This is a genomic window from Mycobacterium sp. NGS11 (assembly GCF_059813315.1).
This window is the reverse complement of record NZ_JCALEJ010000041.1, coordinates 1-19,361: the sequence shown is the minus strand read 5'-3', so window position 1 is coordinate 19,361 and position 19,361 is coordinate 1. Positions and strand designations below refer to the sequence as shown.

Here is a 19,361-nt window from a genome sequence, read left to right as displayed (position 1 = left end):
GGCACCAGCTTCATCATCTCGTCGGGCGACACCAGGATGCCCACCGGAACCAGCGCCTCGAGTAACGCACTGTCGTTCGCACTAAGACGGCTGCGCGGCTTCACGGGCTTACTCGGAGCGCTTTTCAGAGACCGCGGCGCGCAGCCCTTCGGCTAAATCCTCGCGGGTCAGTTCGCGCAGCCGCAGCAGCTGCTCGTCGGTGACTTCGACGTCGTCGCTGGCCAGCAGGTCATCGAGCTCGGCAGTATCGAGGCGATCGTTGCGGTGATCGCGGGCTTTTTCGACCACGTTACGCACGAACCCGGCATTGCCCAGCACGTCGATGCCGCGGATCAAATCGCCTTCGGCAGTGAGGGTTTCTTCGGCATAGAACCTCTCGAAGTCTGGGCGCAGCACCTCAACGGCTTCATCGGTAGTCACGTCTTCGTCTTCACCCACCATCAGTTTGGTCAGCTCGATCAGCTCTGGCGGGGTGTAGCTGTGGAACTCGATCACGGTCGAAAACCGCCGGCGCAGACCTTGATTGACTTCCAACATCCGTTCGGTGGCTTTGGCGTAGCCCGCCCCGAACACTACGAGCTCGTCGCGGTGATTCTCCATGTACAGCAGCAGCGTGTTGATGATGGCGTTGCCGTAGGGGTCGCCGGTGGAGTAGCCACGTTCATGCAGGGTGTGCATCTCGTCGAAAAACACCGCCCCACCCAGGGCGCCCTCGAGCATTTCTTCGGTGTTCTTTTCCGCATCAGCCATGTAGCGGCCCAACAGTTTGGCGCGGCTGGTCTCCACCACCAGCGGCTTGCGCAACACCTTCAGCCCGCACAGTTGTTTGGTGAAAGACCGTGCCACCGAGGTCTTTCCGGTCCCAGGTGGGCCCAGCAGCAGGGTGTGCCGCGAGGTCACAGGCACCCTCAGCCCCACCTTAGAGCGGGCCAGATTGACCTTCGTGGTGGAGCGGATGCGTTTGATTTCGCGCTTGGCCGTCTCCATGCCCAGCATGGCATCGAGCTCGGCTTGCCCCTCAGCCAAATATTCCGACGCCTTCTCAGCATCACGGGCCGTCTCAGTCTCTAGCCGACTCGGGGCGCTGTCGGGATCCCACGGGTCGGTGCGAGCCTCAATGGTTTCGGGGTCGGTGAGCACCAGGCGCCGGCTGGGGTCATCCATCGCTTCGCGGGCCGGGGTGAACTTCGGATCGCGTGAATACACGCGGCGCAGCAGCTGGGCCGCCTCGTCCTCGCGGCCCAGATGGCGAAGACACATCGCCTGGGTGTAGAGCGTCACGGTGGCTGCCTGCGGCACGCGGTCATCGCCGGCGGCCCTCTCGCCGCGGCGAAACGCATCTTCAAACACCCCAAGTGATGCCAGCGCTGTGGTGGCCATCGCTGTGGCCGCGCACTCGTATTCGGCCCGATACCAACGCTTGTCGATCGGGAACAGGCGCAACACATCGGTCCAGCGTTGCGTGCGGAAATGCAGCAGCCCGCACACATAGGTATGCATGTCCGCGTCGAAGGGATCGGTCGGCTTGGCCGTCGAAGTCACCAACGCGTCGGCTTGGCTGTAGCTGGCTTCACGGATCAGCACCGTGGCGTACGCGGCGCGCAGCGCATCCACCGACCCGATCGGTAGCTGCAAAAATAGGCCATCGAAGACCAGTGGGCGGAAATCGCCGCCCAGCACGCCGAGACGGCGGATCTCCCAGCCGAAGGTTTCTGCGGCCGCCCACGCCCCCGCCAGCACCTCCACCGTGTCCTCACCGGCCAGCACTCGGCCCATCCAGCCATCGCACACGCCTGGCTCGGCACGGGTGACTGTGCGGAACATCTCGGCGGCCACCTGACGGTTATGGCTGGGCACTAAGCCGCCCACACCAATACCCGATGCCAGCAGCCCTCGCCGAAATGCGCTGCGGGCCGGAGTGTCTGCCTCGATACCTGTCATGGTGATGTCGAATCTAACCGTTTAGGCCGCCCGGCGGGGACCGGCATCAATCAAGCGGCGCTCGTAATCGAGGTTGATCCGCAACCGATACTGAAATGCCCACGTGCGGATCACCGCGGCGCCGCGACCATCCTGCTCGATGTGAATATCGGCGCCACTGGCCGAGCGCGCACCCACGGTGCGTATGGTGACCGCCGCGCCCGCCGGTGTTGGGCCCCCGACACGGTCATAGACCACCACGTACGGGTACTGCGACGGAGGTAGCTGCTCAGCGAGGCCTGCCGCCCCCACCATCTGCAGCCCGACCCCGGTGACCTGTTGCCAGCGTTGCGGCTGCTTGGTGCAAATCAGCACCTGGTATCCGGTCGCGGCTGCCCGCAACGCCACCTGCACCAGCAGCGCGAACTCCCCGGCGATCGTCACCGTCGCCAGTTCGGTGGGGTCGTGCAGATCCACCAGCAGCGGATGCCCGCTGGCGGTCGTTCCCACGATGATGCCCGTTGCCCCGATCGGGACCGCCACCTTCTCCCCAGCGGCCAACTCGCGGGCCGGCAGGTTCAGCCCGCCGGTGGCCGCGGTCAGCAGACCCGCGGCCAGCCCAGCGTCGTGGCGGCCGACGAGCGGATTTAGGCCCGTCAGCGGCGGCTCGGGCAGCGGGCCGCCGGTGTGGTAGCGCACCATCACCCCCGCCGTGGTGGCCCCGTTATCGGCACGACGCAGCTGGACCGAAACCGCGGTGGCGTCGGTATCCGGTGCCCACAGCCGGTCGATCGCAGTACTCGATATGTCACCTGGCGACATCCAATACGTCTGCACGTAGCCGCCTGCATGGCGCAGCCGGCCCCATCCAGACGCTAGGCCCGTCGGGTCGATACCGGCCAGCAGTGCCTCATCGGCGGCGCGGATCTGGGCGGCGCTGAGCACCCGTGACGGGATACGCAAGCTGGTCAGCTCGGCTGCTAGCCATTCGGCGGCCGCGCTCATCGTGGCTGCCACCGACTCGCGCCACACGATCGCCCTAGCACTCTGCAAGGCGTTGAACCGCACCACCAGCCACGTGCGGCGCTGCCCGACCGCGGGATGATCACCCACCTCGGCCGAATACACCGGCGCATACGGGTGATGCGTTTTAGGTGCACGCCGCGCCCCCACGCTGACAATGTCGATGCCTTCTAAGTGCACATCGAACTGATCGAGCCCAGCGGCCACCGCCTCGAGGGGCAGCTTCGCCAAGGACTCCACCCGCGGGTAGTCCAACACCGAGGGACTATGCGGCGGTCCGTCGACTGCGACCACTGCCACCAAATGTGGCCCCACGGCGCGGATTCCGACCGGCCCGGACCCGAAGCGGCGCTCGTAATCAGCCAGCTCGCCGGCGGCGCCGACGCGCGGGCGGCGCCCGGTCACCGATCGCCACAGCAGGCTCAGCAGCGGCGCACCGCGCCAACACAGCAGCACCAGGACCGTGATCAGCACGGTCAGCCCGACACCGACCCACCAGCCGGGGCGGCCCGCCGCGGCCGCGCCCGCTGCGATCACCGCCACGTCGACGACGAACACCGCTACGACCCGCGCCCAGCTCGCAGCCACACTCAGCGGGAAATTTGACTTCATCACCGGCCCTCTCGTCGACGCATCAGGGCGGCTGAACCCAGTACCACCGAGCACAGCAGCGCAAGCCCGCCGACCCCGGCGGCGGCCACCCACACCGGGGTCATGTCGCGGCCCACCTTCGGCGGTGCCAGCACCAGCGGCGCCGCCAAGTGCTGAGGCCCCACAGGTTCACCAGGCGGTAGGTCATAGGTCAAGGCGGCGACCGGGTCGACGATGCCGTGCCCGACCTGGTTATCCACCCCGCGCGCTGGCGCCCGCGCTGTCGCGAGCAACCGGTTGATCACCTGATGTGCGGTCAACTGGGGGTACTTGGCGCGCACCAGCGCGGCCACCCCGGACACCAGTGCGGCCGAAAACGATGTGCCCGCCTGGGCGACTAGCGTGTTCTTGTTGCCCTCAACGGCATTCATCAGCCCGTCATCGCGCGGCGAGAGGCCTTCGACGTCGGTACCGGGCGCGGCGATCGACACCCAGGGCCCGGCCATGCTGCTGCCCAGCGGAGCGCCGCTGGAATCCACCGCGCCCACGGTGAGCACATAATCGGAGAACCATGCTGGGGTGGCCACCGTCGTCACCCCAGCCCAGTCGCGAGGATCGTTGGGCGTCAACGGGTTATAAATCGGGTTCTGCTTGCAGTCGTTACCGACACCGGTTTCATTGCCGACGTTGCCGGCCGCGGCCACGATCACTACGTTGCGGTCCACCGCGGCGTAATGAATCGCCGCCCCCAAATCGCGTTGATCGATCATGTCGGTCGCGGTCATACACGACACCTCCGAAATGTTGATCACCGTGGCGCCCATGTTGGCCGCATGCACGATCGCGCGTGCCATGGTGCGGATATCGCCGGCCTTGCGCCGGGTGGCCGGGTCCTGGTTACCGGCGAAGGCATCCTTGGGGCTAAACGCTTTGGAGCTTTGCCGGATCGCAATGACCTGCACATCGGGGGCCACCCCGGAAAACCCGTCCGCTGCCGGCGCCGGCGGTGGCGGCGGCGCGGGGGCTCCCGGAGGCGGGGGTGGCGGCGCTGGCGGTCCAGGCGGGGCCGGGTCATCAGGTCCTGTGCCAGGGCTTTCGGGGGCAAGTTTGGCGTGACCGGCGGGCATCACCACCTGCGGGGTCGCTCGGGGATGCCACCCGGCCCCGTCCGGTGGCGGCGGGGGCGGGGGCGGTGGCAGCTGCACGGTTACCGTTTGCGGCGGCGGGGGTGGAGGTGGGGCCTCCGTGGTGGGCACCGTGTCGGGGTGACGGCTCTGGCGCGGCGGGGGAAGCGGTGTTTTGCCGTCGGCCGGTTGGGCGGCGATCAGCGACGCCACGATCGTGCCGTGGGCGTCACAATCGGCCAGGCCGTCCCCGCCGGCCACCACGTAGTCACCGCCGCCGACAAGGTCGGTCAGCCGCGGATGCGGGCTGACCCCGGTGTCGATGACGGCCACCTTCTGACCCGCACCGCGGCCAAACCGCCACGCCTCGCCCAAATCCAGCATGTCCATGTAGTGCGGCTGCACCCGATAGTCCGTACCCGGCAGCGTGCCCACCTTGGGGCAAAACGCGCCCTGGCGCATCGGCTGATCCGGGCTCGGAGGCCCATCGGGCGGGGTTGCGCCCACATCAATTTGTGGGGGCTCCACTGCGGTAGCCGGCGGGGCAGCCCACAGCCCGGTCAACCCCACCACTGCAACAGCGGACACCGCCGCGCAGGCCTGTTGCGCACGACTCACCGAAGTCACCCCTGCTACCGGTACCGGATCGCGGCCAAGACACCCATCAGCCAAAACGCCAACGGGAAAATGCCGGTCAAACACACATACTCGATCCACTCCACGACTTTGCGGAACGTCGGCGTGTAGAAGCGGTTGGGCACCACCACCCCGGCCACCAGCCCGGCGACGGGCACCGCCACCATCACCGACACCCCCACCAGCAGTGCGGGCATCGTCCACAACCCCAGCACATAGCGCCCGGCCACCCCGATCACCAGCGCGACCGCGGCCAACGCCAGAATCGTCGCCTGCCAGCGGTCGGTGAACGAGCGGCCCCGCAGCAGCACCGCGACCGCCACCAGGCCCGCCAAGACCAGCGGCAGCCAGCGTCGCGGCACGTGCGGATCGCACAACCCGACGCTGCACGCCGCCGCCAAACCCGTTGTCGCAACCAGCAATCCGCTCAGGTAGGAGTGCGCCCGGTCGGTGGCCACCGCGACCTCACGCACCGACTCTGGGCCGGCGAACGTGGCGACTTGCCCGCTGGCCACCGCATGATCGGCCGGCAAATCAGGGCGCGCCTCAAAGATCCAGCGGCCCGAGGCCGAGGGGAACACCGGCAATCGAATCCCGGCCGCCCAGCGCGCCACCGTGGGGGATACATGCATCCCTATCACCGCCATCAGCAGCAGCACTGTCAGCAGGATCGGAGCTGAGGTCACCAGTGTCATGCGCACCAACCCGATCACCGCGCCCGCGGCCGCGGTCACGATCACCGCGGTGCCCAACGCGATATGGCGGCCGGTGAACCGCACCACCAACAGCGCCGCTACCAATACGGTCGCCAAACCCAGCGCGGCGTGCGGGGCGCCCACCGGGCCGGGCACCGCGGCGGCGGCGGCCACGGCCGCCGGTACGCAGCCGGTCAACAGCAGCGTGTCACCAAGACCACGCACCAATACACTGGTCCCGCGGCGCGTCAAGATGATCACCGCCGCCGCGAGCAGCACCGCGGCCAGCGCGCCACCATAGGCGGCTGGCAGCCAGCCGAGGTGCCCGTAACGCCAGCGGGCCAGCAAGACCGTTGCGGCCAACACACCGGCGACCACCATGGCTGCCCCGACTCGGGCCGCCCACACCGGTGTGACTGCCGGCCAGCGCTTACTGAGCTCGGTGGCCACCGCCGAGGTGACATGCTCGACGACATTGATACGTGCCTCGGTGTCCGGGGCGAACCGCAGCCACAGCCGCGTGCCATCGCTGACGCCCTGGGCGGCCAGCGACAACCCCGGTTTGAGCGGGCTGCCATCGACCCAGCACAAGGTCCAACGGCCCCGCGCAGTGGCCGCCAACGGTGGTTCCCCCAGCTCAGCAAGGCGCGTGTTGACCAAGTCCACCAACGCCGTCAATTGCACCGACACCGCCGCGGTGGCGTCCAACACCACTCCGATCTTGGTGGCCCCAGCGATGACCGCCACCAAGACCCGGTCGGGCAGAGCCGGACCGGATGCCGCGGTTACAGGGTTGTCGCGTTGCCGTTCGATCGTCACGCGCTTCGCGCCCCCGCAGCGGTGGGGAACCCGTCGGCAAGCTCGGCGGCCAGCTCCAAAAACGCCAACCGGGTGGCTTTACGCAGAGCCAAAAAGTCCAGGGTGTCGGCGTCGCGCAGATGCGGGTCCCACGGGATGGTCTTGACCGAGCGCACCCGAGGCCCCACCGTCTCGGTGATATGGGAGATGAAGGCCTTCGTCGCGCAGTCATGGATGTCGTTGAGCACGATCACCGACCGCTTGAGCAGCTCGTGGCCGTTGCGCGCGGCCAGCCATTCGACTGTCGTCTCGATCGCCAGCCCGCCCTCAGCGTTGCAGGAGCCGATGATCATCAGCGCGTCGGTGTTGGACAGCACGGTTTTGAAGAACTCGGTTTCCACCTCGGCGCCGCAGTCGACCAGTGCCAGTTGGTAAAACCGGCGCGTCAGCGCGACGGTGTCATGAAAGACCTTCTTGTTCAACTCCATTGGGTTGGCCACATTCTGGTTGCCCGGTAACACTTCGAGGCCCTGCTTGTTCTGTCCAGTGAAATGACGGGCTTTGGGATAGTCGACAACCATGTCTTGAGCGGCAAGAAGATCCCCCAGTGAGCTCAGTGCCTTGGGGTCAACGAAGCGGCCCAGCCCGCCGTAGGTGGTGTCGGCGTCGATCGCCAGGACCTGCTGGTTGCGCTCGGCGGCGAACACGGTGCCCACACCGGCGGTCACGCGCGTCTTGCCGACCCCGCCTTTCACCGACACCGCCGCGATCTGGTAGTTGCCGGGAATGTTGGAGGTGACTCGGGCCTTCCAGTCACGGAGCTGGCGCTCGTGAGGGCCAGCGCCCAGATTGATCAGTCCGCCTGTGCAGACGTAAACCGCTTTGCGCCAACCCATGTCAGCCGGATCGCGGCGCCGTTTGACGACTTCTTCGACCTGGACGTGTCTGGTGCGCGGCGCGCCGACACTTTGCAGGTCCGCACGCGGCGCCCACCGTTCGACTGGGTCGACGTTGGGGGGTGTCCACCGCTGCGGGGGCGGCTGACGTTGTTCGAACTGCGGGCGCGGCGGAATCGGGGGCGGCTGGTGTTTGATCGGGCCGCTGGGCGGGGCGAAGTCCGTGCCAGGAGCCCGCGACCAGGGCACCGCATTCGGGTGCCCTGCCGGCGGCGGCGCAGCGAATCCGGGCTGGCCTGGCGCTCCTAACGGGCCCGGCGGCGGGGGCGCCGCGTGCGCGCCTTCGGTGTCGCCGGCTGCTGGTGGCGCCGTGTCCGGCGCTGGCGGCCACCCGGCCTGGGCCGGACCGCCCTCCGCAGACGGCGGTGCGAACTCGTATTTGCCCACCGGCGGCGGTGGCAGCTGCGGTGAGGGCACCTGAGGCGCAGGCGGTGCGGTCGGCTCAGGAAGCCGCAAATCCGACAACGACACCTCCTCGGTGACCTCGTCGGTGGGTGCGGCATGTTCGCGGTGCTGCTCGGGGTTTTCCGGCGGCAGGTAACGCGACATGAAGTCAGAATTGTCAGTCATTTGGTCCCCATCGCTGTGGCGCGTCTGGCGTTTACTACTTCTGATCCTAGGGGCGGAATTCTCGCTATACCACGCCCATACGGTATTTATCGAGAACACTTTGCTGGCACGCCGGTACCGCTTTTGTCAGGCCATTCGTTCGTGACTTGCCCAGGCCCGCACCCCGACGCTATCGAAGACCGTCGTGAGTGCGTGATGCAGTTGGGCCGGGGTGGCCGGGGCGATCGCCAGCCACTCCTGGTGGGTGCCCGGTGGCGGGTTGAGCCGATACAGCGCCACCCGCCCCGAGGCGGTGTCGCGCAGGTTCAGCACCGTTTCGCTCCATACCGTTTCGGTATCCACATGTGCGCGCGCATACGCCAGGGCCTCGGCCTGTGGATCTTCTAGCGCCGCGCCCAGCTCTGCCAGCGCGCCGCCGCGCAGCCCCAGTGAGCGCAGCGCGGCCATCTTGGCCGCGGCCGAGCCGGCGTGCGCATGCGCGCTGACCGCGCTACGCATGTCATCGAGGGGAACGTTGACCGCGCTGATTCGTGCCGGCTCGACCCGGTGCACCGAGTCCAGCGCTTCGACGATCAGGCGTTCTATCCACTCTTGATCAGTGCCGGGACAGTCGTCGATAGTGATCAAAGACCCGGCGCGCACCGCCGAGGCCCAGCGGCCGTCGCGGCGGGCCAACACGATGCGTAGCTGCTCATCTGGTATCGCCCGCCAGGTGCTCGGATCATCCATCACCACCGGGGTGACCACGTTCATCGGGCCGTGGGAGACCAACACCACGATTTCGACGTCGGGGCTGGCAAGTACCGCCATGCGGGCAGCGATATCGGACCGCACCACGGCGCCCTCATCGGCGATTCCCTGGTCGACCAACACCGCCAGACCTGGGTGCGCGGTCAGCCATTGGGTGTCTTGAGCTTGGCCGTAGGGTCGCCCACGCAGCTCGGGGGCAAGTTGGGCGATGCCCAGCATGGCTTGCAACAGCCACAACCCCTCAAGGTTGACGGTGATGTCGGAGCGGGAGGTGGCCGCGGTGGTGTCAGCGGTGGTCATCGACGGTCTCCAGGTCGTCTAACGCAAACGTGGCGGCACCGTTGTCGGTGCCGCCACGTGCTTGCCTGTGAATACTGCGGGCTAGGCCCATGAAGACCCGACGGCGCTGTCGGTGCTGTTCATGTTGGACCCGGCGGTCTGGACCTTTTGTCCGTGGGCGTTGGCCTGCTCGTAGATCACCTGAAAATTGCGGCCCAACTGGGTGATGAACTCCTGGCAGGCCGTCGAGCCGGCGCCACCCCAGAAATCCCCGGCAGCCAGCACATCGCGCACGATCGCTTGGTGCTCGGATTCCAGGGAAGCGGCTTGGGCACGGATCAAAGCGCCGTGGGCATCGACATCACCGAACTGGTAGTTGATCGACATGGCTGAAGTCTCCTTGTGTGAAAGGTGGGTAGGGGCCTGGCAGTTAGCTGCTCAGGATCTGCTGGGAGGCCTGCTCTTGCTGCTCGTAGTTGTTGGCGTCGCGGATCAGCCCGTCGCGCACCCCGTGAAGCATGTTGACGATGTTGCGGAACGCCTGGTTCATCTGCCCCATCGTGTCGTAGGAGGTCGCCTGGGCCTGCCCACTCCAGCCGGCGCCTGCGATGTTCTGCGAGGAGGCCCACATCTTGCGGGCTTCGTCTTCCACGGTCTGGGCGTGCGTTTCGAACCGGCCGGCCATGTCACGCATCGCGTGCGGGTCGGTCATAAAACGGGTGGCCATAATAACGCTCTCCTTAAAGCCTGGGTGATTTAATTCAGTGTTGCTGTAGGGCCAGTCTATTGGCCTGATCTGACGCCCGGCAACGGTCGGCGAAAGCTATTTGTGCGAATTTTTCCTGGCATTGATGCTCTCTTATATGGGCTAGCTTCGGCGCACGACTTTGACCGGCTTTCCATACCGCGGGGCGCCGTCACTATCGTTACCGCGGCCGTGCAAACCTGCCGCCATCGGGGTCCCTCCATACATGCCCGATCCTCCCGTGGTCGCGGGCGCTGCCGCGGCCACCCCGCCACCACCCGAAGCGGCCACCGGGGCGACCGCCCGCGCCGCGCTCGCGGACTCGACCCCACTGCCAGCAGTCCAGGTCGCCGGCACCGATAATCCGCCCAACGAGCCAGCCCCTCCGGCCACGGCCTCGACTTCGGCGGCCGCCCCGCCCAGCCCGGCCAGCCCCGGCCCGCCGGCACCCGTTAAGGCCGCCGAGGTCCCGCCGGCTCCGAACATGCCCGGATTCATGAAACTCATGAACGGGCTCAGCAGCGACTGGAACTGGCCCAGGCCGCCGCCCCCCAGTCCTTGGCTCAGCGGTGAGGCAAGCCCCTGCAGCGCTTGAGGAATGGTGCTGACCAGCTGTGGGCCCATCGACAACATGGTTTCGCCGTCCAAACCGGCAGGCAAGCTACCCGCGCTGCTGGCGAAATTCATCGGCTGCTGCCCGGCGGCGGTACCACCCGATTGCCCCAGCGCGGCAGCTTGGGCTGCCAGCCCGATCGGGTCGGAGTTCGGCAGCGGCGGGGTGAACGGCACCAGCGTGCCGGTGATCCCGGCAGCTTGCCCGGCGAAGCTGTACATCGTCGCGGTGTCTTGTGCCCACATCTGCCCGTAATGGGCTTCGTTGGCCATGATCGCTGGGGTGTTAAAGCCCATGAAGTTGGTGTTGAGCAGCGCCACCAGCTGGGCCCGGTTCTGGGCGATCACCGGCGGGGGCACCACGCCGGCCCGCGCCGCCTCGAACGCATCGGCCGCCCCCGCGGCAGCCAGCGCCGCTGCCTGGCATTGTTCGGCGGTGGCGATCATCCACACCACGTAGGGGGCCGCGGCCAACGCCATCGTCATCGACGACGGACCCAGCCACGCGGTGCTGGTCAGAGCCTCGATCACCGCCTGAAACGCCGCTCCCGCCGACCCGAGCTGCGCCGCTAGCGCCTGCCAGGCCGCCGCCGACTCCATTAGAGACGCCGAACCCAGGCCGACATACATCCGACCGGAGTTGATCTCGGGAGGAACCTCGTAATCCGGCATGGCTACGTGCTACGGACCCGCAGGTCAGACCATCGCGACGGTGTTCAGCGCCTCAGTTGCGGCATAGTCGGCCGAGCTGATGCCCATTGTCGAGACAAACATCGAGTGCACCACCGACCCGATCGCCTGCGTCACCTGATACACCCCGCCGTGCACGCCGAACGCCGCCGCCAACAGCACCGAGGCCGGCTCCGGTGCCGGAGGCACCACACCCATGATGGGAGCTGCGGCCGCGGCGTTGCCCGCCGCTACCGTCGACCCGAGTCCAGACAGCCCGGAGGCGGCCTCATCAATCCCCGCAGGCAACGCTTCGACAAACATGGAACCCTCCCACAACCAACCCGGCCGGACCATTTACCCGGCCTGATGACAAAAGTGTATCGACGCTCGCCGACTTACGCGCGGCCCATCAGCGATCTATCCCACCGCAGTCTCGGCTACTTGCACATAAATTCCCGATTCGCCCGAATCGCCGGTATTCATCAAGAATCCGCGGCCCCGTGGCATGGAATGTCCCTTCCATTTCGCCTTGACGAAACCTTGGTCGGGATCAGAGTCCATCACCAGCAGCGGCTCGGTCGCGTCACGAAGCAGCCTGACGAGCGGATCGCCCATCCCCGACATGAACGGCCCGAACAGCCGGGTATAGATGATGTGCAACCCCACATCAGAGCCCGCCTGGACAAACGGCGCGATCGGGACCAGTGGCGAGTCATATCCCGCGGGCAAGCGCTCCGAATCGTCGATGACCAAAAAAATCTCCGGGCCTTCCCAGTGCCGCTGGCCGATCTGAGCGACCGACACATCATCGCTGGGCATCCGCGGCGCCAAGACCTGCGCCAACTCCTCCATGCGCTGCTTGACCGCCTGCGGTGTGGTGGCGAACCGGTGCACATACTCAGGCCCGAGCACATTGAGCAGCTGGCGGCGCGGATCCACCAGCCACACCTGCGCGGCCGGGCGCCCGGCATCCTGTGCCGCCCCCTCCGCACCCGGGGCGTAGACCCGCCCAATCTCGCGCATCAACGTCGCACAGGTCGTGGTCCGACCACACTTGGCCTGCCCGGTGATCATCAGGTGCTGACCGTCGAAGAACGCCGGATGTTCGGTCTCATTGAGCGCCCACACCATCGTCGAGGCGCTGCGCGGATCCGAGGCCGCCAGCGCGGCCAGCTCGCCCGCCGCCACCCGCTGAGGCAGCCGGCGCACCTTGGGTGCCGCGGTGAACCCTCCGGCCACACGGTTGACCGCTGCGACCACGCTGCGCGAGTCGAACACCTCAGCATCCGTGGACTCCAGCGCGGGGCGCGCCATCAGGGTGTGCAACCCCACCGGCTCCACGCCGGCGCGCTCATAGTTCTGCCCGATCATGCCGCGCCCTGGCCGCGAAGGAACCGCCGCGGCCAAGCGCGGCTTAGCGACCAGCGCCGCGTCGTTGACATCGGCCAGGCGCAGCTCTACCCGGGAGCCGAAGTTGCCGCGCACCATCACCTGCAGGTCGGTGGTCTTGGTGACCGCGACGACCACGTGAATGCCGAACGTCGGCCCCTCCTTGATCAGCCGGTTCACCTGGTTTTCCACCAGTTCGGGATACTCGCTGGCCACCGCCGCATAGTTATCGATCACCACAAACACATCGCCGTGGCCGTCATCGGGCAGCGGACCCGATTCACGACCAGCCTTGCGGCGGCGAAACACCTCCATCGACATCACACCGGTCGCTTCGAAACTGCGCTTGCGCGAGGCCAGCAGCTCCGACATCTCGGCCACCGTGCGGCGCACGCCGTCACCATCGAGCGACATCGCCACCCCACCCACATGCGGCAGGCCGGCCACGCTGCCCAGCGCCGCAGAGGAAAACGCCAAGCAATAGAACTGCACCTGCTCGGGGGTGTGGGTCATGGCGGCCGCGCAAATCAGATTCTGCAGCGCGGTGGTCTTGCCCGCGCCCTGCGCGCCGACGATCGCCACGTTGGCACCCGCGCCCGACACATCGACGGTCAATGGATGCTGGTCATGCTTGAACGGCCGGTCCACCAGCCCGATCGGAAACACCAAATTCGGGGTACGGGCATACTCACTGTCCCAGCGCCGCCCCAAATAGGTGTTCACCAGCTTCTCGATGCTCCACGGCTCATCCAGCGGCGGCTTCCACAACTGGTAGGGCTCAAAATCGATCCGGCGCAGCTGGTCGATGATGATGCGGCCCACCTGCGGGCGCATCAGCGCCGTCACACCGCCCTCGTCATCCTCCCCCTCGGATTGCTGCTCGCTTAGCCCGTCAACCTCATCGACCACCTCATCGGACGTCGCAGAGGTATCAGAGTCATCCGGCAGCGGCAGCGGAGTGAAATCGGTGGTAAACAGCTGCGGCGCAAAGTAACTGACCGCCGCCCCGTCTGACTGCGGGCCGCCAGCGAGGTCCTCGGTACCCGGCTTGCGGTACTCGCGCCACAAGAACTCGCCCTGAAACTTCGTCAAGATACCGTTTTGCGGGCTGCCCTCCAAGAAATAGCACTGCCCAGAGCCCTTGAGGTTCACCGCGTTCGGCACGCCGATCGCCGAAGCCGCCTGCGCGGTCTTAGTCATCAACGCCAGCCGATATCCCATGTTCTCCAACAGCCGCTCAGCGCGAGTGTCGATCTGCTGGCTGGCCATGTGTAGATGCACCCAATACGCCCGGCCCTGCCGGCAGATCCGGTCCAGCGACTCCTCGATCTCACGACCCATCATCTTGAACAACTCGGCGAACTCGTCGATGACCACCATCAGCACCGGCAACGCCGGCAACACCTGCGCCGCCCCCGACGACAACTGATCCGCACGGATCTTGTTGTACTCGGTCGCATCATCAGCACCGGCCATGTCGCACAAGGCCTTACGCCGCGCGATCTCACCGTCGAGCGCGTCGACGAAGCGGCCCATCAGCCCCTGGTCCTCTTCAAGGTCGGTGATGATCTGCGCCACGTGAGGCACCCCGGCGAAAGGTCGAACACCTGAGCCGCCCTTGAGGTCGGCCAGCATGAACTGCAGATTCTGCGGCGGGTGCCCCAAGCACAGCGACTCGATCAACGCCCGCAACATCATCGTTTTACCCGAACCGGTAGTGCCGGCCATCACCCCGTGCGGACCCTGACCGCCGTGCGCGCCCTCTTTGAGGTCGATGAAAAACAGCTCGTTGTTATCGGCACGGTTACCCAGCGGCACTTTCAACCGCTGCAACGAGTTGATGTCACTGCGCGAAGCCCACAACTTTTCAAAATCAATATGGGCGGCATCCTCAATGCCGTAGTAGGACAGGATGTCTCGGGCCATCACCCGCTGCCCGGTATCAATTTCGATCGCCTCATAGGCCTCAGCCAGCCGCCAGCGCGACATGCGCTCGGCGAACGTCTCAGCCGCATCGCGGCTGACCTGATCTGCATAGGCAAAAAACTGCGGCTCATTGCCCTGGGCATCCCAGGTCACCGGGTCTCGCGGCACCGCCGAAACCACCCCGTTGTCCCCGATATGCAGCACGCGGCGCGGATCACGGCACGCCGGAACCCGACTCGAGCCGCGCACGTCAAAAAACGTCAACCCATTGACCCCTTCGGAACTCCCGAAACGATCCCAGCCCACCTCGGTGTCGCACACAATTACGGTGTGCGGCAACGGGTTAATCGGTTCCTTCGACGCCCCCAGGCGAGCCCTAAAGTCCCCGCGCGCCCGTAACCCCAGCGCCTCGGACTGCGCGGCCAAGAAATCGTTAACCGACCCATACACCATCCGCACCGGCCCCGCACCATCCTCGAGGAGGGCATCGCCGGCGTGCGGCAACCACTTGACCCAATCCCACTCAGCCGCATCCGCGGTGACCACCACCAGCCGCAAATGATCAGGCCCGTGGAAAAACACCAACTGGCACAATATCGCGCGCATCAACCCCAGCACCCGCTCGCGTGGGCCGCGCAGCTCATAGCCAGGCTCGACCATCAGTGACACCAGTGCGGGCACCCCGTAGGCCACCGTCTGGTACTGCATGAACTCCTGCAGCACTTTTCCGGTCACTGGCTCGAGCTCGATATCGGTCGGCGCGTCTTGTGGTTCGGCGAACACCGCGGCGTGCGACTCCACCAAGTCAGTCATGCCCCGCCCCACCCGGGCCACCCCGAACCAGGCATCACCGCCGTTGGGCTTGCGCTCCCACATCCGCACACTGCCCACGCTGGCTTCCAGCGTGTCCGGTGCCGGGTGATACCAGCGGTAGTTCTCATCGAGCCGGTCAGCCAACTCCGAGGTGGTTCCCCGCAACTCGTCCATGATCATGCAAAACCGCGCCCGCAGCGCATCCAGTTTCGAGCGCGACATCTCCTGCGAGCCACCGCGTCCACCGAACAGCATCGCCATCAGACCGCCCACCATTACGACCGGGAACAATGAGCCTCCCCCGGTGAACGTGCGTGCCCCGCTGGCGAACGACACCCAGACCATCGCCCCCACCAGACCCATCAGCCCGACGATCAACACCACCGACCACAGCGGTTTGCTCTGCGGCGGCGGCACTTTCAGCGGCGTCGGCAACTCAATGGTCTCTGGCCGAAACGGCGGCGCCTCAGCAGTCTCTTTGCGGGCAAACCCATGTTTCATGACTTGGGGACCTCCAGTTCGGCCGGGTTGGCGTCGACAGGCAAGGTGTTGTGGCGCACCAGCGCATCAGCGCGCGACAGTGCCGGCCCAGCGGCCAGCAGCCGCAGCGTCAGCCACGGTGCCGGGTTGGGAGTGTGTTTCTTCAGGCCCAGCGCGTTCATGGTGTCCTCTTCGCGCGGAACCCCGAATCGCACACCGGATTCGGAAATCCACCACAACGACTCCAGCGTGCTCGCTGAGGGCGAATTGCCGGTGGATACCACATAATTGGCGTATTCCGGACCCAGATAGACGCGGTCGGCCTGCATCTGGGTGCCGGGTGTTTTCACCAAATCGACCACCTTGTCCGCCTGGTCCTCGGCCACCGGGATGGTCGGGCCAGCGATCACCGACGTGGTCGCCATCGACTCCCCGTCCACCTTCTCCCAATGCCAGCAGGCGGCCGCGTTGAGCTGGCTGTCCACCACGTGCGGGGGCGCGGCCGGAAACGCCGACAAGTCCAGCGTCCGCACCACCGGCAGCTTGGCCAACACCGGCCCGGCCACCACCGGCATCGCCGCCCCCGCGGGACCGGCGTTTTGCAGCACCTGAGCCACCACCGGCGAGACCGGCTGCACGCCGTCGGCGAGCACCACCGAGTAGGCGGTCTGACCACCCACCTGAGGAGTCGACACCACCGTCCCGATCGGACCCGGCGCCCCGGCGAACCGCGCCGGTAACCCCGCACCCGCGATCACCGGCACCGACAACTCCGGGCCCACCGGAATAGCATCAAACAGCGCCCGGCTCATCGGGCGAGACCCCGACACCGCGTCCTCACCCAATCCCAACGCCAACAGCACCGCGCGGGCACCCTGGTTGATCAACGAACGCCGGCCGTCGCGGATCAACCACACCGCGTCCCCATAGCGGCGCACCAGCGCATCATCAGCACTCAACACGTGGCGGCGCGGACCCAACTCCGGCTGGCCGTCAATGACGGTCACCGTCACCGGTTCTGGCGCTGCCGCCCCGAACGCCTTGGTGATCTCATCGCACACCAGCCACGACGAGCGGCCCGGCGAGGTCACCGCCATATCTTGCGGAGCGCCGGCAATACCGACCAGGGGGCCGCGCGGGTGTGCCTCGATCTCACTGCGCCGCACCCGAACCGGGGTCGACGCCTCCCCGACGATCAGCCGCGCCGAGGATAAATTCAGCGCCGGATACAGCTTGTCCCCGACGCGCACATACAGGGCACCGGAGTCCTGATCGGCCACAATCCGCGCCTGCCCCGCCGACCCGGCCGGGCGAATCAACGACCAGAACAAGGCCCCCAGACACAGCACCGCGGTGATCGTTACGCCCGCCAACAACGACATCGACTGTCGCCGGCCCGGCTCGGCTTCCATCCGAACCCGCCGCCGCGTCATCGCCAACACCGCCCGGCGGGCAAAAAACATGTGCCCCGACACCTGCACCCGTGTCGACAACCCCAGGCCGCGCCCGCGCCACCGCGACTCGTCGCCCTTGCCCGCTCCCGGTTCAACCACCGTCACATACCTACCTGTCGTCGATTACGCCACCAGCTCGCGACCGCACAGAGCGCCCGAAAATCGTTACCCGACAATGCGTTTCACCACCACACGGCCATGTGGAAAGTTCGAATATTGGACATGTCCACCCGGGGTGGGCGCCTCGATCACTTTCGTCGAGGACACGGCGAGCTGCACATGCTCAGGCCCCCTGCTCGAGAAGTTGGAAAACACCAAGTCACCGGCGCGCACATCAGCGCGATCTACCAGCGTGCCGTGGTGAATCATGTCGTAAGTCATGCGCGGCAAGTGCACCCCGGCGTGAGCGTAGGAGTCCATGACCAGGCCCGAGCAGTCATAGGTGCGGGGCCCGACCGCACCCCACACGTAGGGGTCCCCCAATTTCGTCTCGGCGTACTGCACCGCGCGCAGCGCCGTCCCGCTACCGCGACCGTCACCGGCCAGCACGGATTCGCGCTCACTGCCGCCCTGCTGACCCCCGGCGCCGCCGCGGGTCAGGCTGCTCATCAACGTCGCAGGTATCCCCGAGGCAACCCCACCGAGCCCGCTCAAGCCGCTCAGCCCGCCCCCGCCGCCGCCGGCGCCGCCCATCAAGCCACCCAGCCCCGAAAGCGGCATGCCGCCCACGCCCGGTGAACCCATCCCGCGATAGCCCGCGGCCAGCTGCCGCAGCCGCAGCGCCAACAACCGGTTTTGCGCCGTGGTCTGATCCAACTGGCGCTGCATCGCCTCCAAATGCTGATCCATCGTGGCCATGATCAGCCGCGCACCCGCCGGAGAACCACCCAACCCTGCCGTGGCCGCCCCCACCGCGCGGGCCTGATCGCGAATCACCCCCGAGGCGGCCCGCCCCTGCACACCGACCGCACCCCCTGCATCGACGGTCTCCCCCGAGTTCGTATCAAACCCGGCCGCGGTCACGTGCGCGCGCTGGTAGGTGCCCCCGGCCGCTGTCGCGCCACCAGTCAAGCTGCTATCTCCGCCAGCCGGAGCGGCCGGCACCGGACCCCGGTCACCACCGGCGGCGAACACCTGGCCCCCCGCAGCGCCATGCCCGGCAGGAAACAACCCGTGACCACGAGTCAGCAGCCGGTCCACCCCAGCCACAAACGCCGCAACACTCACCCACCAAAATTAACCCGGCGAAATCCCCCCGGCCACAGCCAAACACACCCAGTTAGTAGCCGTGGTGGATATTCCAGTTGGCCTGCCCCACTTTGGCCTTCTGGTTATGCCCGTCATGGGCGACCCCATAGCGAGCCATCTGATAGTTCATCGACGCGCACGCATTGGCCACCGGATCCCAAATGTGGTTCGAGGTACCCCGCTGGTGGTACCGGGCGAACGTATCCGGCATCACCTGCCACGGACCCCGTGTCGCATGCAAAGGACCCCCGTCGACCTGGCGGGCCCCATGCGCGTTGGTATCAGACAAATTGATCGCGTTGGCCCGATAACTGGATTCATGGTCGGCGATGGTGGTCATACCTTCCATCCAGTTCGCCCGAGCCCGCGGGTCAGTGATCCCCATGCGATCCAGCGCTTCTTCCAAGTAGCGGCGCATCGCGCCGCGCCCACTAGCCCACACGCCTTTGCCTTCAAAAGAGACCTCCGACAACGGGATAGCGCCGCGATCCACGCCGGCAGCGCCCAGCGCTTCACGTCCGCTGGGTTCAGCCGCGCTCCATTGCGCCGACCGGCGCCCACCCATCCCGTGCCCCACCAGCGAGGCCGGAAGTGACGCCAGCCCGCTCAAGCCGCTCAGCCCGCCCCCGCCGCCGCCGGCGCCGCCCATCAAGCCCCCCAGCCCCGAAAGCGGCATGCCG

14 protein-coding genes are annotated in these 19,361 nt (G+C 66.8%); all 14 read right to left on the bottom strand.

Going from position 1 to position 19,361, the window contains the following annotated elements:
• Window positions 1-108: 108 nt before the first annotated feature.
• Window positions 109-1,941: a type VII secretion AAA-ATPase EccA gene (gene eccA, locus AC5Y4T_RS25330; RefSeq protein WP_499956028.1), complete on the bottom strand. Its 1,833-nt coding sequence runs from the start codon at window positions 1,939-1,941 to the stop codon at window positions 109-111.
• A gap of 21 nt (window positions 1,942-1,962) precedes the next feature.
• Window positions 1,963-3,555 (bottom strand): type VII secretion protein EccE, encoded by a 1,593-nt coding sequence (eccE, locus tag AC5Y4T_RS25325; RefSeq protein ID WP_047323686.1) that lies wholly within the window; start codon window positions 3,553-3,555, stop codon window positions 1,963-1,965.
• Window positions 3,555-5,276, bottom strand: a complete 1,722-nt coding sequence (gene mycP / locus AC5Y4T_RS25320) for a type VII secretion-associated serine protease mycosin (RefSeq protein ID WP_499956026.1) — start codon at window positions 5,274-5,276, stop codon at window positions 3,555-3,557. Before mycP ends, eccE begins: the two co-directional genes overlap by 1 nt.
• 14 nt (window positions 5,277-5,290) lie before the next feature.
• Window positions 5,291-6,808: a type VII secretion integral membrane protein EccD gene (gene eccD, locus AC5Y4T_RS25315; RefSeq protein WP_499956024.1), complete on the bottom strand. Its 1,518-nt coding sequence runs from the start codon at window positions 6,806-6,808 to the stop codon at window positions 5,291-5,293.
• Window positions 6,805-8,313, bottom strand: a complete 1,509-nt coding sequence (locus AC5Y4T_RS25310) for a MinD/ParA family ATP-binding protein (protein ID WP_047324164.1) — start codon at window positions 8,311-8,313, stop codon at window positions 6,805-6,807. The genes eccD and AC5Y4T_RS25310 overlap by 4 nt, the downstream gene beginning before the upstream one ends.
• Window positions 8,314-8,439: 126 nt before the next feature.
• Window positions 8,440-9,363, bottom strand: coding sequence for an ESX secretion-associated protein EspG (locus AC5Y4T_RS25305; protein WP_047324163.1), 924 nt, complete (start codon window positions 9,361-9,363; stop codon window positions 8,440-8,442).
• An 81-nt stretch (window positions 9,364-9,444) separates the two neighbouring features.
• On the bottom strand, window positions 9,445-9,729 hold the full coding sequence (locus tag AC5Y4T_RS25300) for a WXG100 family type VII secretion target (RefSeq protein WP_047324162.1): 285 nt from the start codon (window positions 9,727-9,729) through the stop codon (window positions 9,445-9,447).
• A 43-nt stretch (window positions 9,730-9,772) separates the two neighbouring features.
• Entirely contained in the window at window positions 9,773-10,069 is a 297-nt protein-coding gene (locus AC5Y4T_RS25295) for a WXG100 family type VII secretion target (RefSeq protein WP_047324161.1), read from the bottom strand.
• 141 nt (window positions 10,070-10,210) lie between these two features.
• Entirely contained in the window at window positions 10,211-11,371 is a 1,161-nt protein-coding gene (locus tag AC5Y4T_RS25290; RefSeq protein ID WP_047324160.1) for a PPE family protein, read from the bottom strand.
• 24 nt (window positions 11,372-11,395) lie between these two features.
• Window positions 11,396-11,692, bottom strand: coding sequence for a PE family protein (locus AC5Y4T_RS25285; protein WP_047324169.1), 297 nt, complete (start codon window positions 11,690-11,692; stop codon window positions 11,396-11,398).
• 96 nt (window positions 11,693-11,788) lie between these two features.
• A complete protein-coding gene (eccCa, locus tag AC5Y4T_RS25280) occupies window positions 11,789-16,000 on the bottom strand; it encodes a type VII secretion protein EccCa (RefSeq protein WP_499956020.1) in 4,212 nt (1,403 codons plus the stop codon).
• Window positions 15,997-17,538: a type VII secretion protein EccB gene (gene eccB / locus AC5Y4T_RS25275; protein ID WP_499956018.1), complete on the bottom strand. Its 1,542-nt coding sequence runs from the start codon at window positions 17,536-17,538 to the stop codon at window positions 15,997-15,999. The genes eccCa and eccB overlap by 4 nt, the downstream gene beginning before the upstream one ends.
• A 60-nt stretch (window positions 17,539-17,598) precedes the next feature.
• Window positions 17,599-18,660, bottom strand: a complete 1,062-nt coding sequence (locus tag AC5Y4T_RS25270) for a C40 family peptidase (RefSeq protein ID WP_083179935.1) — start codon at window positions 18,658-18,660, stop codon at window positions 17,599-17,601.
• A gap of 52 nt (window positions 18,661-18,712) precedes the next feature.
• On the bottom strand, window positions 18,713-19,361 hold a 649-nt coding region (locus AC5Y4T_RS25265), incomplete at its 5' end, for a transglycosylase SLT domain-containing protein (RefSeq protein ID WP_499956014.1).